The following is a 14,720-nucleotide window of genomic DNA, read 5'->3' as shown; positions in this document are numbered from 1 at the left end:
AGATTCGCTTTTGCTTTTACCACGTATTAACGGTCTGTGATACCCTACCTCTAAACAAGAGGGAAAACCAATATGTTAAGGTGGGGGATATACAGTCCGTAAATACCTGATTCTGTTCAATTAACATTCAGTGAGGAGGTAAGGAATTTCCCGCTGAATGAAGTTTCACTTTATCCTTCCTTTTTACTGCTATTTCATATAAACTAATTGAAGGATATGGCATTATGGCGGAAAGATAAGTATAAATCTTTTTACTGCATAAGTGCAACTAAGGTTGTCACCGAAAGGCTTGGTGATAACCAAGTTTTCTAATAAAGAGAGGGAGAGCGTTAGATGGAGAATGATAAACGCATTCTTTTCACCGGTGGGGGAACTGCCGGTCATGTGATTGTGAATTTAGCCCTTATCCCAGTATATCAGCAGGCTGGTTGGGAGATTGATTATATCGGTTCTTATGAAGGAATCGAACGGGATTTAATTGAACCATTGGAAGGTGTAACGTACCATCCAATCTCAACGGGGAAGTTAAGACGCTATATGTCGATAGAAAACTTCAAAGATCCGTTTAAAGTATTAAAAGGAACGGTGCAAGCTTACGGGATTATCGGCAAAAGAAAACCGTCCGTCATTTTTTCGAAAGGTGGTTTTGTCTCTGTTCCTGTCGTAATTGCCGCTAAACTACGCGGTGTTCCAGCTGTTATTCATGAGTCGGATTACACACCAGGTCTTGCCAACAAATTATCGATACCATTTGCGAAGAAAGTACTTTCTACTTTTGAAGAAACACTTGAATTTCTTCCGGAACAAAAACGGGAATATGTTGGTGCGGTCATTAGAGAAGAACTCTTTACTGGTAATCGGGAAAAAGGACTGAAGTTTACTGGATTAAAAGGAGAAAAACCAGTCTTGCTTATCATGGGGGGAAGCGGCGGCTCAGAAATTATTAATGAAGCAGTGCGAACTAATTTACAGGAATTGTTGCAGCAATTTGAAATTATTCATATTTGCGGTCAAGGGAAAGTCGATTCAACCATTGACGCCCGCGGCTATGCACAATTTGAATATGTCCATGGAGAATTACGTGATATCTTTGCTGCGACTGACTTTGTTCTTTCACGTGCAGGGTCCAATGCAATATATGAATTCTTAGCACTCCGTATTCCAATGTTACTTGTTCCGTTATCGCTTGAAGCAAGCCGGGGAGACCAAATTGTCAATGCAAGATCGTTTAAAGAAAAAGGATTTGCCCGCGTACTTCAAGAAGAAGAACTAACCCCAGATAAACTGACGGAGGAGTTGATTCAACTAGTAAAAACAGCACCCGTCATTCATGATAAGATGAAGCAATTTGAACCAGGAGCGACCCGCGACCGTGTGATTGAAATTATTAAGGAAGTAGAGAAAAGATAAAAAATGGGCAACTGGGATGGTATTTTTATTATCCAGTTGTCCATTTTAATATACACCCGAAATTCGACAAAATTAATAAAAGACATAAAATTCATGAGTAATTAGTATGGGAGCTAAGTAATACAGAAGTATCATTTTTGGCAAAATTCTAAATCAATGCTTGTATTATTTAAAATAATAGGGTATGATGAACTAGAAAACTAAATAAGGGGTGAAAGATGATGAGAGAAATTGTTCGAAATTGCCGATTATGCCAGGAATCTATGGATAACAGTCCTTTTATGTTGTGCCAGACATGCCTTAAGGAAAGCGAACAAGTTTGGAATTTCATCAAGAAAAACCCTTTTGTCTCCATAAAGGATATATCTGTAGCCACAGAAGTGAGTTTTGAAAAAGTGGAACGAATGATCAACTTTGGGAAAGAAAGACAGAAACGCGTAGTGAATAGAGAATAAATTACCAACATCCGATATTAAGTATATTTTGGAATAACTCAAGGAGTTTGAGATATTCTTTTTTTGTGCCTAAAACTATGCTGCATTAGAGTGTTATCATAACAGAATAAAAATAGATTGACTATTAAAAATTAAGATACTATACTTATTACGGAATCAGAAATATTCTTCCACTTCCGTTACCCCGATACACACGAATCACCAACCATCCGTGTGTTTTTTATTATGCTTACTTTCATTCAGCGTAAGTGTTAGCACATTCACTAATTTTGGCGTTCTTATCGCCGTTCAGTTGCCCGGTGGACGGATGCTTTCCGCGGGCACAGCCGAAGCCTCCTCGGGCTAACGCCCTGCGGGGTCTCCGGACTCGTGCTATTCCCGCAGGATTCACCGTCCACCGGGCAACTGAACTGGTAGGGATGATTATTTTGAGTTGAATTATCTCCTCCCAATGAGTAAACATCGTACCTGTTAAAAAGTAGTGTTCTAAATCAGACCTATCCTCGGAGCAGTCCAGACACCTCGAGACTCCAGCAGGAGGATAGGCAGGTGAGACCCCGCAGGGCGACAGCCCGAGGAGGCTCACCTGCCGCCTGCGGAAAGCGAGAGGTGTCTGGACTGCGGACCTCCAGAAGGAAGTAGCACATACTTACGCTGAATGAAAGTAATTAGCTGATTTATTAAAATTGGAGAAGGTGAAGGGATGTTTGGTGTCTTTAAAAAACTGAATTGGTTCTTTAAACATTATTGGAAGCGATATAGTTTTGCAATTATTGCTTTATGTACCGCAAGTGCAATCGGATTAATCCCGCCGAAAGTAATTGGATTTACCATTGATCAGATTCAATTCAATACATTGACACTGGAGTTGCTCCAGTCGATTATCCTTATCATTATCGTTTTGTTAACTGCCCATTATACGATTTCCTTCTTATGGGACTACACATTGTTTGGTGGGGCAGTGATTCTCGAAAAGTGGATGCGGACGAAATTGATGACACACTTTCTAAAAATGACGCCGACATTCTTTGGGAAGTATCGGACAGGTGACTTGATGGCTCGGGCGACAAATGACCTGAAAGCAATCAGTCAAACAGCAGGATTCGGTGTGTTGACGTTAGTTGATTCGAGTATTTTCATGTTGATGATTATTGCAATGATGGGATTTACGATCAGCTGGAAGCTGACATTGGCAGCATTACTACCATTACCAGTGATGGCATTTATCATGAATAAATATGGTGCTACAATTCATGCGCGGTTTATGAAAGCTCAAGCAGCTTTTGGCGAGATGAATAATGACGTACTTGAATCGGTTCGTGGAGTGCGGGTCATCCGGGCATTTGTTCAAGAGGAACAAGAGCTGCAACGGTTCGGCAGAATGACAGAAGATGTCTATCTCAAAAATATGGCAGTGACAAAAATCGACGCATTATTCGAACCAACGATGAAAATCTTAGTCGGTCTATCTTATACGATCGGGTTAGGTTATGGTGCATTTCTTGTTTTTGAAAATCAGTTGACGTTAGGCGATCTAGTGACTTTTAACGTATATCTTGGAATGCTTATTTGGCCAATGTTTGCGGTAGGCGAGCTGATTAATATTTTGCAGCGAGGAAATGCATCCCTTGACCGGGTAGATGCTACATTGAATTATAAAGCGGATGTAACGAACCCGGAAGCAGCTCAGGAAATAAGAAGTATTTCTCGGCTTGATTTTGAACAGGTCAGCTTTTCTTATCCGGATACGAATTATAATCAACTGCAAGATATTAATTTACACGTACCTAAAGGTGCAACAATTGGTGTAGTTGGTAAGACTGGTGCAGGGAAGACAACCTTTTTCAAACTCATGCTCCGCCAGTACCCTGGTATGAAAGGTGAAATTACATTATCTGGGATCCAAATTGATAAATTGAACTTAGCCAATCTTCGCAGCTGGATTGGTTATGTTCCACAAGATCAAATGATGTTTTCAAAAACAATCCGGGAAAATATTCAGTTTGGTAAATTAGCAGCAACCGACGAGGAAATTTACCGGGCTTTAGATCTTGCCTATTTCTTGAATGATTTGAAGCAGCTTCCGAATGGACTCGACACAGAAGTCGGTGAAAGTGGAATTACGCTTTCCGGTGGCCAGAAGCAACGGGTTGCACTTGCTAGAGCCTTTATCAAAGAACCCGAAATATTAATTCTTGACGATTCCTTATCTGCTGTTGACGGCAAGACGGAAGCGATGATTATTAAAAATTTACGGAACGAAAGAAAAAATAAAACAACGTTCATTGCTGCGCACCGTCTGTCGGCTGTTACACATGCTGATCATATAATCGTTCTCGAACAAGGCCGAATTGTTGAAGAAGGGAATCATGAAGAATTGATGAAAAATAATGGCTGGTATAAGCACCAGTACGAACAGCAACAACTGGAAGGAACGGAGGTGTGAGGATATGAAAAAGCCTTCAACAGAAAGGCGTCTCTTCCGCTATGCATTGCATTATAAAAAAGGTATCTTGATTGGCTTAATCTGTCTCGCGATTGCTGTTACGTTAGAGCTTGCTGGTCCGTTGATTGCAAAAACTGTAATCGACGATCATATTCTAGGGATGGAGGGATACTGGCAGGAGGTAACCGAGGAGAATGACCGCTATACAATCAGGTATAATGATAAGTTATATAAACGGGTCGACCGCCTGGACACGAACGATGAGATTATTGGGGAACCACTTACGGTAATGCAAATCGGTATTTCCTATTATCTTATTGAAAACGAAGTGCCGCTACAGGGAACAAGAGATATTACAAATGATGAAGTAATTGTAATTGAACTCGGTGAGGAAACGGCAGAATATGAGGCAACACGACTGAACTTTAGTGAATCATACGCCTTCTTTTATCCGGAGCAACGTCCAATCATTCTCTTACTCGCTCTTTATATGGTGCTGTTACTTTTAGCAGGCGTCTTTCAATTCTTTGAAACTTACTTGTTGCAACAAGCTTCCAATCAAATTATAAAAAAAATGCGTATGGACTTATTTAGTCATATACAACGGATTCCGATCAATTACTTTGTCGATCGGCCAGCAGGAACGATTGTTGCACGAATAACAAATGATACAGAGGCAATCCGTGATCTATATGAACGGGTATTATCCATCGTTGTTTCCAGCCTCGTTTATATGGCAGGGATTTTTATTGCCTTATTCATTCTTGATGCGAAGCTCGCAGCGATGTGTCTTCTCGTTATTCCGCTCATTTATTTATGGATGAAAGGGTATCAATACTTTGGCACGAAATATAATAAAGTCATTCGCAAGATGATCAGTGATATAAATGGAAAGATTAATGAAGCGATTCAAGGAATGACGATTATTCAAGCATTTAATCAGGAGAAACAAACGCAGGAAGAATTTGAACAGTTAAATGAGAGACATTATACGTACCAGAAGAAATTAGTCCGATTAAGTGCACTCACCTCCTATAACTTAGTGACGGTTTTCCGAAATCTCACCTTTGTCGGGTTTATCTGGTATTTCGGTTCCGGTTCTCTCACTGCAACAAGTGTCCTATCAATTGGAATGCTGTATGCTTTCGTTGATTATATAACTAGGCTTTTTGAGCCGGTGACAGATATTGTGAATCAGCTCCCATTGATAGAGCAAGCGCGAGTAGCAGGTCACAGAGTATTTGAACTGATGGACCATGAGGGAGAAATGCTTAATACAGAAAGTATCCAACGGTACCGGGGGCATGTCGTTTTCGATAAGGTAACCTTTTCATATAACGGTGTCGATGATGTGTTAAAAGATATCACTTTTGAAGTAAAGCCTGGCGAGACAGCGGCCTTCGTCGGTCATACAGGCTCAGGGAAAAGTACGATTATGAACTTGTTGTTCCGTTTCTATGATACGAACCAAGGTGAAATAACAATTGATGGTTATTCGATAATCGAATGGTCAAGACAGCAAGTAAGAAGTCATATGGGAATTGTGCTTCAGGATCCCTTCTTATTTACGGGAACAATCCTGACGAATGTGACAATGAACGATCCCCGTATTTCACGAGAGAAGGCAATTCAAGCACTGGAAGCGGTTGGAGCTGCAAGTTTTATTGAAAGACTGCCAGCAAAATATGATGAAATCGTAACGGAAGATGGCAGTACTTTTTCTTTAGGTGAAAGACAGCTTATTTCCTTTGCGCGTGCCCTCGCATTTGATCCAGCGATTTTAATATTAGATGAGGCAACTGCAAATATGGATACAGAAACGGAAAGCATCATTCAGCGTGCACTAGAAGTTCTGCAAAAGGACCGGACAACGCTTGTCATCGCCCACCGTTTATCAACAATCCAAGAGGCAGATATGATCTTCGTCCTTGACCATGGTGCTGTTAAAGAGCAAGGGAACCATGATAAACTTATTGAAGCGAAAGGTTTATACTATCAAATGTATCAAATGCAGCAAGGCAGAACACGAGCGAGTGTGTCATAGGCGGGGTGCATGATGGAAAAGAAGGATCGGGAAGAAAAAGAAATTGATATTATTGATACGGATCTTTATGAAGAAATAGATGAAGAAGAATTATTAGAACTTGTGGAAGAAGAGCGCCAAAAGGCACTGCAGCGTGCAAAGGAGCGGAGGGAAGCCCCGGCAAAAAGTATTTTTCCAAAGTGGGTCTTCTGGGTAATCACTTTAGCAATGCTGTTTAATGTGATTGCGTTACTTCCTCAAACATATTCCATTCCGGCAATTGATTTCTTACAGACATCAATGAAATTATCCCAGCAAGCGGATATTCAGGAATATAAGAAAGCAGTCGTTGTAATTGAAACGACAGACGGGAAGGGTACTGGTTTTTCCATTAATGATAACGGAACAATTATCACCAACCATCATGTCATTGAAGGGGAGACGTTCGTTACAGTAGCATTCCCTGAGCATGGGCTTCATCAAGGGGAAGTTGTTGCAAGTTATCCAGATGTCGACTTGGCAGTTGTGGAAGTGGACGGAGAGGAACTCCCTCACCTAACTCTTGCTGAAGCGACAACTTTTTCAGAAAATGAAAAAATTAATTTCATTGGTAACCCGCTCCGCTTTAATGGGATTGCCAATGAAGGAACGATTATCGGGGTTACGCAGCTATCAAGTTGGGAGCAGCCGGTTCTAATGATCGAAGCCCCGGTTTATCGGGGGAATAGCGGGAGTCCAATTATTACGGAAAATGGAGAGGTGATTGGCGTCATCTTTGCTACATTGAATCACGATAACCACGGCAGAGTGGGTCTATTCGTTCCAATCGACTATTATTACGATCATGTCAACTAGTTTAACCACAGCCTTATCGGGTAAGAAACAATTAGAAGAAAAACCCGAATGGAGGCGAAATGTATGTATTATTTGACATCTTCATTGCTGACTTATAACATCGACGCAACAGATGGAGAAATGGGAAAAATTAAAGACATATATATTGATGACAACGATTGGAAGATCCGCTACGTTATTGTCGATACAAGAAAATGGCTGCCTGAACGGAAAGTCCTGCTTCCACCGGACATTTTTATCGGTGTAAATACAGAGAAGGAAGCAATGGAAGTAGAATATGACAAAAATACGATTAAAAACAGTCCGCCCGTCCCAGAAGGAACGGATTTAACGAGGGATAAAGAAAACCAGCTCTTCAACTATTTTGGCTGGACCCGTTACTGGCACGATGATGTAATCCTGAGTGGTGAAAAGCGGCCACTTGGAAGAGTAGGAAGTAACGAAGAAGAATGGTATGAGCGAATCGCAAACCCGGTGTACGATGCGGACGAGGAAGAATTAATAAGGCAGCATCGGGATAATAATCTGCGCAGCTATGAAGAAATCATGCAGGCCCGTGTCCATGGGAAAAATGGGAAACTTGGTAAAGTCGCTAATTTTATATATGATGATGATTGGAATGTGAAGTATATTATTATAACAAGTAGTAATGTAATGGTTAAAGATTATTACCCTTACGCAATTGATCGGATTACTTCAGTTGATTGGTATGAAGGTGATGTCTATCTTGATGAAACGGTTGAGCAATTCGCAGACAATACGAATTACCCAAGTCATGAAGATATATTGAAATCACTCCAATAAAAAGAAGCACAGGAACCTAAACCTAAAAGGGCTTTATACCTTGATATCCTACTGGTAAAGAAGATGTTCTATTAAGAACTCCCCGTACAGGACAACTCCGAAATACCACCATTCCCGGGAATAAAGCCCTTATGTTTCGTTCTTATCCAGCAAGGGAACTGGCTCATTTGAATAAGTAATACATTTTTAATCGGGCTGTAAACCGTTTGAGATAGAAAAACGGTAAGATAAGTAATACATAAGTCATAAAATTGTTCCAAAAAGAGAAAAAAACTGGTGGGAGAAACATGAAAAAGATAATTTTGAATAAAAACTACCTAGAATTAAAACAAATAGATACTACACCCAAAAAAGTAATCAGAGAAACGAAATATATAGTAGTAGCAGGGGGTGCTGGCAATGGAATTATCTAACCAGACAGATCAGGTACCCCTGGAAGACATCGTAATGCAAGTGCAACAGGGAGATAAAGAAATGCATGACTACCTCTTGAAGTCCTATCAACCGTTCATGGTGAAGATTGTATCCCAAGTGTGCAAACGGTATATTGATCCATTACGGGACGATGAATTCAGTATTGGGTTGTCAGCATTTAATGAAGCGATATTTTTATATTCACCGGCGAAAGGTTCGTCGTTTCTTTCTTTTGCTAAATTAATTGTTTCAAGGAAGGTTATTGATTATATCCGGTATAATGCAAGGCGACAGCATATCGTGTCATTCGATCAAACGTATGATGAGGAAACGATGGAGAATCCTGCTGAGATTTCGGCTGTCATTGAACAATATCAGGATGAGCAGTTAGCCCTTAATCGCCGGGAAGAGACGCTGGAATATCATCAAAAGCTGGAGGAATATAATCTATCTCTCCTTGAATTGACGGAAATTGCTCCGAAACACCGAAATACGAGAGAAACATCTGTACAAATTGCCCGTATGCTTATAAAAGATGAAGAACTTAGGGAATATGTAAAAACCAAAAAGAAACTACCAATTAAAAAAATGGAAAGTCGTGTACCTGTTAGTAAGAAAACACTCGAAAGAAACAGAAAGTATATCTTAGCGATGTTTATAATCTTTGATGAAAACTTTTTATATCTAAAGGAGTACATAAAGGAGGGGTAGCAGTGAGGAAAGGAATCATCATGGAGAAACATCGGAATTTTGTCATTGTCCTTACTGCTGACGGATCCTTTGAAAAAGCTGTCCCTTATGACGAAAAAACTTCGGTTGGCGAAGAAGTTTATTTTAACAGGTATATATCAAAGGTCCGTTCCCGGAAAAGGAAACGCTGGAACGTAAAGCTTATTTCTTTATGCCTTATCTTAATTCTGAGTTTGTTCTCTATGCTGTATTTTGTTAATGAAGATCATACATACGCTTACGTAAATATTGATATTAATCCGAGTATCGAGCTGAAGGTTGATGAGAATCTAAGTGTTCTTGACATCACTGCACTTAACCAAGATGCAGAAGGTCTTGTCTCACAGTTGAATGGATTGGAACATAGAAATTTCCAAGAAGTACTATCTGAAATACTTGGCAGCTGTGATACGTTTGAAAGAAAAGAAGTTCTTATTGGTGTTAGCTATACAACGGATGAAAAAATGGAAATAACAAATAATATTAAAGAATATTTCCAAACAGAAAATACCGATTGGCAATACACCGCTTTCCGTGTACCAGGTGAAGTAAGAGAGCGTGCCATGGAAAACGACATATCAATGAATGAGGAATTCGCGACACTTATTCAGTCTGATGAGGAAGAACTGCTGGAAACAATTAAAATCGATGAAGAAAAAATGGATAAGATCCATTCGTTCTACTTTACAGATACAATCCCTGAAGAACCTTTCCAAATAAAGAAATTAAATAAGGAATATTAAAAAAGTCCAAACACTCTAAAGCAAGTATTTGGACTAATTGTATTTTTATACCTCTAAATAAATCGTAGCATCCTCATTATTGCGCATCGCATGATCGAGATAATACAGCAATTGATCATGTGAATGCATAATTTTATCCTCATCCAAAGAGTAGTGGTAAGCATTTAAAAAATGTTCAATTTTCTTTGATAAAAAGTCGTCATTTGTACGAACCATCAAAACTAACAATTCATCCCATTGTCCCCAAAGTGTATAATACAATGCTTTATCATAATCAGGAATCATCTCTCTCCTCCTAACTCTTTAGCAGTTAGTTGTATTGTTCCCAGTTCCACTCTTACCTCCCACCTACAAATATGGTCTCCGTACCAAAAAAAGGATGACCGAAATCCAGAATAAACTCATTCGTACGAAACATACTAAGGGCAAATAGTTAAGGAGGTAATTTACGAATGAAGTGGAAATTGTTAAGTATATTTGCTGTGCTCGTCCTAGCTCTAATAGCATGTCAAGGCGGAAATAATGCAGAGCGAGGAACAAATAATCCAAACGTTAATCCAACAACGTATCGAAATACTGGTGACGGAATCGCTAATGATGATAGGGACTATGTGATGGAGCGCAATGCGGATAGGAATCAGAACAGGGATAACCGGGGTAGAGACGATAACTTGGCTAGAAATGATGAAAACCGAGTTACAGACGATAACTATAACTGGGGTAGGGATGATAACGGGATTGGAGATGATAACCGCAGGAATGATGGAAACGATGGTGAATCCCGGTATGAAATAGCTGAAGAAGCTGCAGATAAAATTACGAATGAAATTGATGAGATTGACAATGCTTATGTCCTTACGATGAGGAATAATGCTTATGTTGCGGCAGATTTGGATATTGATCGTGAAAACCGTACGGAGAATCGTAACCAGAATAACGGATATGATAATGATGAATTATCAGATGAAATTAAAGATAAAATTGGTGATATCGTCCGTTCTGTTGACGAAGATATAGATAATGTTTATGTTTCAACGAATCCCGATTTTCTTGATTTAACTACGAACTATGCTGATGATTTGAACCAAGGACGCCCTATCGGCGGGTTCTTTGATCAAATCGGCACAATGTTAGACAGGCTCTTCCCTGAAAATGCCGGACGATAAAATAAACAAGAAGCATGCTGATCATTGAATTAGCATGCTTTTTTTGATTACATACAGCGTAAGTGCAGCTATCGTCTCGGGGTCCGCAGTCCAGACACCTCTCGCTTTCCGCAGGCGGCTGGTGAGCCTCCTCGGGCTACCGCCCTGCGGGGTCTCACCTATGCCTTTCCTCCTGCAGGAGTCTCGAGGTGTCTGGACTGCTCCGAGGGAAAGCCTGATTTGGAACACTATTTTTCATTTTTAGAAATTAGATCGTTTATCATAGTGGTGGGTTAGTTTCCATTAATAATAACGCTCTTTACCAGTTCAGTTGCCCGGCGGACGGTGACTCCTACGGGAAAAGCACGAGTCCGAAGACCCCGCAGGAAGCGGTTTTCTTCCGAGGAGGCTGAGGCCGTGCCCGTGGAAAGCAGCCGTCCGCCGGGCAACTGAACGGTAATTAGAACGCCAAAAAACTGAAAGAGCTAGACACTTACGCTGTATGTAAGTAATTCGAAGGTTATGTGAATTACTATTGAATTGCTTTTAGATACTGCGTTTTTAGTGTATGATTTAAGATACAAGATTGCAGAGGGAGAGATATGAATGGTAAAGAAAATGAATGTAGAAAGCTTTAATCTCGATCATACGCAGGTAAAGGCACCATATATCCGACTCGCAGGCGTAACAAAAGGGGAAAAAGGCGATAAAGTTTATAAATATGATATCCGGTTTAAACAACCAAATAAGGAACATATGGATATGCCCGGGCTCCATTCCCTAGAACATCTCATGGCTGAACATATAAGAAACCATGAGCCAAACGTGCTTGATTTAAGTCCAATGGGATGCCAAACAGGTTTTTACTTATCAATTATTAATAACACGACAGATGAAAAAGTTATGGATGTCATGGAAAAAACATTGAAAGACGTCTTGAAAGCTGACGAAGTACCAGCATGTAACGAAGTCCAATGCGGCTGGGCAGCAAGCCACAGCCTAGAAGGCGCAAAAGAAATCGCAGAAAAAATGCTGGAAAAAAGAAATGAATGGCATGAAGTATTTTAAATCAAGATCACGGTGTGAGCATTTGCCCAAATGCTCACACCTGCCACCCTTTAAAGGAGGAAAATGAAATGAGCGAAAAGGTAATTCAATACTTAAAAGAAAACAGGGAAGCCTTACTTAAGAAATTGAACGATTTTTTATCGATTCCAAGTGTAAGCACAGACTCTACATATAAACAAGATGTGGAAAAAGCGGCAGACTTCTTAGTCGATTACTTGGAGGAACTAAACTTTGAACAGGTTATAAAACAGAAAACTTCCGGTCACCCACTAGTCTATGGTGAGTATAACGGAGCAGGGTCCGATGCACCGACTGTTCTTTTTTACGGACATTATGATGTTCAACCGGTTGATCCGATTGAACAGTGGGAAAGTGACCCATTTCAGCCGGAAGTTCGTGACGGTAGGCTTTATGCCCGTGGCTCAAGTGATGATAAAGGACAAGTTTTCATGCATTTTGCTGTTTTCGAAGCTTATTTGAAAACAGAAGGAGTGCTACCGGTAAACATTAAAGTATGTATCGAAGGCGAAGAGGAAATTGGCAGTGAGAATCTTTATGAGATCCTACAGGAACAAAAAGCGAAATTCCAAGCTGATTTTGCTGTAATTTCAGATTCCGGAATGATTGCGAAAAATCAGCCAACAATTCTTTACGGTCTGAAAGGCTTTACTGGGATTGAAATAACAGTGACTGGACCAGATCATGACTTGCATTCTGGGATGTACGGGGGAGCGGTTCGGAACCCGATCATGGCTCTTAGTCATATACTGGCATCAATGAAGAATGAAGACGAAGTAATTACAGTAGATGGTTTTTACGATGACGTCGAACCATTGACACAAGAAGAACGGGAACTAATTAAAAAAGCACCTAGTGAAGACTTTGTAGAGTCAACTGGAATTCCTAAAACGGTTTCTGAAAAAGGTTATACACCTGAGGAGCATACGATGGGACGCCCGACATTTGAAGTGAATGGGATGTATGGTGGTTATCAGGGAGAAGGAACGAAAACGATTATTCCAACGGATGCTACCGCGAAAATCACATGTCGACTTGTTCCAGGTCAGGATCCGGAGAAGATTCAGCAATTACTTGAGGACCATGTATATAAACATGCACCAAGTGGGGTAACGGTGGAAGTGAAGAAGGAAAAACTTTCATCGAAAGCATATAAGGTAGCGCCAGATCACCCGCTCATTCAGAAAGCTGCTGAAAGTTATACAGAAGCATTTGGAAAAGAAACTGTATACGTTCGCATGGGCGGCTCTATTCCAGTTGTAGAATGGATTGACGCAATCTATGGTATGCCAATTGTTTTACTTGGTTTCGGGACACCAGAGGACCGTCTCCATTCACCAAATGAAAGCTTCCCGCTCGATAGTTTTGATAAAGGGATGGAAACACTTGTGTACTATTGGCGGAAAGTGAAAGAACAATAAGGAATTGTTTTTTATAAGGGGGAATAAAGTTGGCGAAACTTGCAATTATTACAGGAGTTTCCAGAGGTCTAGGAGCTTCACTTGCAAATCTTCTTTTGGAATCGGGGATAGATGTGATCGGCATTTCCCGGTCGGAGAATAGGCGCTTACCGACAACTGCTAAAGAAAACAATCAGTTTTATCAGCATTTTGCTTGTGATGTATCCGATATTCCACAACTCGAAGAAACGGCCCGACTTATCGATGAAGAGATAAAGGTGAGAAATGCGGAACAGGAAATTGAAACGATCTTTATATTAAATAACGCCGGAGTTGTTCACCCGATTGATCAGTCGCAGCATTTAAAGAGTAAGGAACTGATTGACCACGTGATGATCAACTCGATTGCTCCAATGGTCCTTACGAATTATTTTTTAAAAAAGCAAAAGGAACTCGAAATACCGCTCGTTATTGCAAACGTGAGCTCTGGAGCCGCTGAGAATCCAATTTTTGGCTGGAGTGCCTATTGCTCAACAAAAGCAAGTCTGAACATGTACACGAGAACAGTTGCCCTTGAGCAAGAAGAATTGAAGACAGGTAATCGTATTATTGCATTCAGTCCTGGAATTATGGATACAGACATGCAAACGGAAATCCGTTCAGCCACGAAGGAGCAGTTCGCTGAAATTGAAAAGTTTAAAGACTATAAAGCAAACAACTCATTAAGGCAAGCCGATCTCGTGGCCGGTGTCCTTATCGATATTATTACGGACGAAGATGTGAGGAACGGTGAGATTTATTATATTAATGATTATATCTGAACATAGGGACTGAAAAAAATTAGTCATTCGCCCTCCCATATTCTATAGGCATGCATACATTATTGTAGTCTAGAATATAGGGAGGGAATGCTATGAGCAAAAAAGAATGCCGAGGAGTAGATGGCAGATTCACATCAGGAGGATTCGCACTGCTTGTTGTACTATTTATCCTGCTAATCATCATCGGAACAGCATACAGTGGACCTAGGTACGGGTGTGGAGGATATTATTGTTAACTGAAATTGTATAAATGAAGGTACAAAAAAGCCGTATGTATTCAAAAGGATGCATGCGGTTTTCACATGGTATTGGTTGTTCATACACACCAACTCTTTCGTCTGAACTGAAAGATCATTAAAATTATGGTAGACTGGAGAATGGAAACTAAA

The 14,720-nt window shown here is 40.3% G+C and carries 15 protein-coding genes; 14 read left to right on the top strand and 1 reads right to left on the bottom strand.

The annotated features are described in order from the left end of the window. Positions 1-333 precede the first annotated feature (333 nt). The 9 genes from GN217_RS01800 (at position 334) to GN217_RS01765 (ending at position 9,879) form a co-directional block, all read left to right on the top strand. The gene (locus tag GN217_RS01800) at positions 334-1,410 is read left to right on the top strand and encodes an undecaprenyldiphospho-muramoylpentapeptide beta-N-acetylglucosaminyltransferase (RefSeq protein ID WP_156854689.1); all 1,077 of its coding nucleotides are present in this window, start codon (positions 334-336) and stop codon (positions 1,408-1,410) included. A 221-nt stretch (positions 1,411-1,631) separates the two neighbouring features. Further along, a complete protein-coding gene (locus GN217_RS01795; protein WP_156855005.1) occupies positions 1,632-1,865 on the top strand; it encodes a hypothetical protein in 234 nt (77 codons plus the stop codon). A 703-nt stretch (positions 1,866-2,568) separates the two neighbouring features. After that, the gene (locus GN217_RS01790) at positions 2,569-4,311 is read left to right on the top strand and encodes an ABC transporter ATP-binding protein (RefSeq protein WP_156854687.1); all 1,743 of its coding nucleotides are present in this window, start codon (positions 2,569-2,571) and stop codon (positions 4,309-4,311) included. Positions 4,312-4,315: 4 nt separating this feature from the next. Beyond that, positions 4,316-6,355 (top strand): ABC transporter ATP-binding protein, encoded by a 2,040-nt coding sequence (locus tag GN217_RS01785; protein ID WP_156854685.1) that lies wholly within the window; start codon positions 4,316-4,318, stop codon positions 6,353-6,355. A gap of 12 nt (positions 6,356-6,367) precedes the next feature. Next, positions 6,368-7,189: a S1C family serine protease gene (locus tag GN217_RS01780; RefSeq protein WP_156855003.1), complete on the top strand. Its 822-nt coding sequence runs from the start codon at positions 6,368-6,370 to the stop codon at positions 7,187-7,189. A 63-nt stretch (positions 7,190-7,252) separates the two neighbouring features. Beyond that, positions 7,253-7,993: a PRC-barrel domain-containing protein gene (locus tag GN217_RS01775; protein WP_198042558.1), complete on the top strand. Its 741-nt coding sequence runs from the start codon at positions 7,253-7,255 to the stop codon at positions 7,991-7,993. 287 nt (positions 7,994-8,280) lie between these two features. Beyond that, the gene (locus GN217_RS19140) at positions 8,281-8,406 is read left to right on the top strand and encodes a hypothetical protein (protein ID WP_255454331.1); all 126 of its coding nucleotides are present in this window, start codon (positions 8,281-8,283) and stop codon (positions 8,404-8,406) included. After that, positions 8,393-9,118 (top strand): RNA polymerase sigma-I factor, encoded by a 726-nt coding sequence (sigI, locus tag GN217_RS01770; RefSeq protein WP_156854683.1) that lies wholly within the window; start codon positions 8,393-8,395, stop codon positions 9,116-9,118. The genes GN217_RS19140 and sigI overlap by 14 nt, the downstream gene beginning before the upstream one ends. A 2-nt stretch (positions 9,119-9,120) precedes the next feature. Next, on the top strand, positions 9,121-9,879 hold the full coding sequence (locus GN217_RS01765) for an anti-sigma factor domain-containing protein (RefSeq protein WP_156854682.1): 759 nt from the start codon (positions 9,121-9,123) through the stop codon (positions 9,877-9,879). 45 nt (positions 9,880-9,924) lie between these two features. Here GN217_RS01765 and GN217_RS01760 read toward each other — a convergent pair whose 3' ends face one another. Beyond that, on the bottom strand, positions 9,925-10,164 hold the full coding sequence (locus GN217_RS01760) for a YhdB family protein (RefSeq protein ID WP_156854681.1): 240 nt from the start codon (positions 10,162-10,164) through the stop codon (positions 9,925-9,927). Between the two features lie 167 nt (positions 10,165-10,331). Here GN217_RS01760 and GN217_RS01755 point away from each other — a divergent pair, with 167 nt between their 5' ends. The 5 genes from GN217_RS01755 (at position 10,332) to GN217_RS01735 (ending at position 14,567) form a co-directional block, all read left to right on the top strand. Continuing rightward, positions 10,332-11,045, top strand: coding sequence for a YhcN/YlaJ family sporulation lipoprotein (locus GN217_RS01755; RefSeq protein WP_156854680.1), 714 nt, complete (start codon positions 10,332-10,334; stop codon positions 11,043-11,045). Between the two features lie 585 nt (positions 11,046-11,630). Continuing rightward, positions 11,631-12,092 carry an S-ribosylhomocysteine lyase gene (locus GN217_RS01750; protein WP_156854679.1) on the top strand — a complete coding sequence of 154 codons (462 nt, stop codon included), beginning with the start codon at positions 11,631-11,633 and terminating at the stop codon, positions 12,090-12,092. A 68-nt stretch (positions 12,093-12,160) separates the two neighbouring features. Then, complete coding sequence (locus GN217_RS01745; RefSeq protein ID WP_156854678.1) at positions 12,161-13,531, top strand: dipeptidase; 1,371 nt, start codon at positions 12,161-12,163, stop codon at positions 13,529-13,531. Between the two features lie 29 nt (positions 13,532-13,560). Further along, a complete protein-coding gene (locus GN217_RS01740) occupies positions 13,561-14,331 on the top strand; it encodes a (S)-benzoin forming benzil reductase (RefSeq protein WP_156854677.1) in 771 nt (256 codons plus the stop codon). Between the two features lie 92 nt (positions 14,332-14,423). Continuing rightward, positions 14,424-14,567 (top strand): YjcZ family sporulation protein, encoded by a 144-nt coding sequence (locus tag GN217_RS01735; RefSeq protein WP_156854676.1) that lies wholly within the window; start codon positions 14,424-14,426, stop codon positions 14,565-14,567. Positions 14,568-14,720: the final 153 nt, after the last annotated feature.

The organism is Oceanobacillus sp. AG (assembly GCF_009746545.1).
Classification (GTDB): domain Bacteria; phylum Bacillota; class Bacilli; order Bacillales; family Amphibacillaceae; genus Oceanobacillus; species Oceanobacillus indicireducens.
This window is presented reverse-complemented; position numbering and strand designations above follow the sequence as displayed.

Bases quoted from the DNA above. Each gene is read 5' to 3' on its own strand.
- GN217_RS01800 (WP_156854689.1), top strand. From the start codon at position 334: ATGGAGAATGATAAACGCATTCTTTTCACCGGTGGGGGAACTGCCGGT.
- GN217_RS01795 (WP_156855005.1), top strand. From the start codon at position 1,632: ATGAGAGAAATTGTTCGAAATTGCCGATTATGCCAGGAATCTATGGAT.
- GN217_RS01790 (WP_156854687.1), top strand. From the start codon at position 2,569: ATGTTTGGTGTCTTTAAAAAACTGAATTGGTTCTTTAAACATTATTGG.
- GN217_RS01785 (WP_156854685.1), top strand. From the start codon at position 4,316: ATGAAAAAGCCTTCAACAGAAAGGCGTCTCTTCCGCTATGCATTGCAT.
- GN217_RS01780 (WP_156855003.1), top strand. From the start codon at position 6,368: ATGGAAAAGAAGGATCGGGAAGAAAAAGAAATTGATATTATTGATACG.
- GN217_RS01775 (WP_198042558.1), top strand. From the start codon at position 7,253: ATGTATTATTTGACATCTTCATTGCTGACTTATAACATCGACGCAACA.
- GN217_RS19140 (WP_255454331.1), top strand. From the start codon at position 8,281: ATGAAAAAGATAATTTTGAATAAAAACTACCTAGAATTAAAACAAATA.
- sigI (WP_156854683.1), top strand. From the start codon at position 8,393: ATGGAATTATCTAACCAGACAGATCAGGTACCCCTGGAAGACATCGTA.
- GN217_RS01760 (WP_156854681.1), bottom strand. From the start codon at position 10,164: ATGATTCCTGATTATGATAAAGCATTGTATTATACACTTTGGGGACAA.
- GN217_RS01755 (WP_156854680.1), top strand. From the start codon at position 10,332: ATGAAGTGGAAATTGTTAAGTATATTTGCTGTGCTCGTCCTAGCTCTA.
- GN217_RS01750 (WP_156854679.1), top strand. From the start codon at position 11,631: ATGGTAAAGAAAATGAATGTAGAAAGCTTTAATCTCGATCATACGCAG.
- GN217_RS01745 (WP_156854678.1), top strand. From the start codon at position 12,161: ATGAGCGAAAAGGTAATTCAATACTTAAAAGAAAACAGGGAAGCCTTA.
- GN217_RS01735 (WP_156854676.1), top strand. From the start codon at position 14,424: ATGAGCAAAAAAGAATGCCGAGGAGTAGATGGCAGATTCACATCAGGA.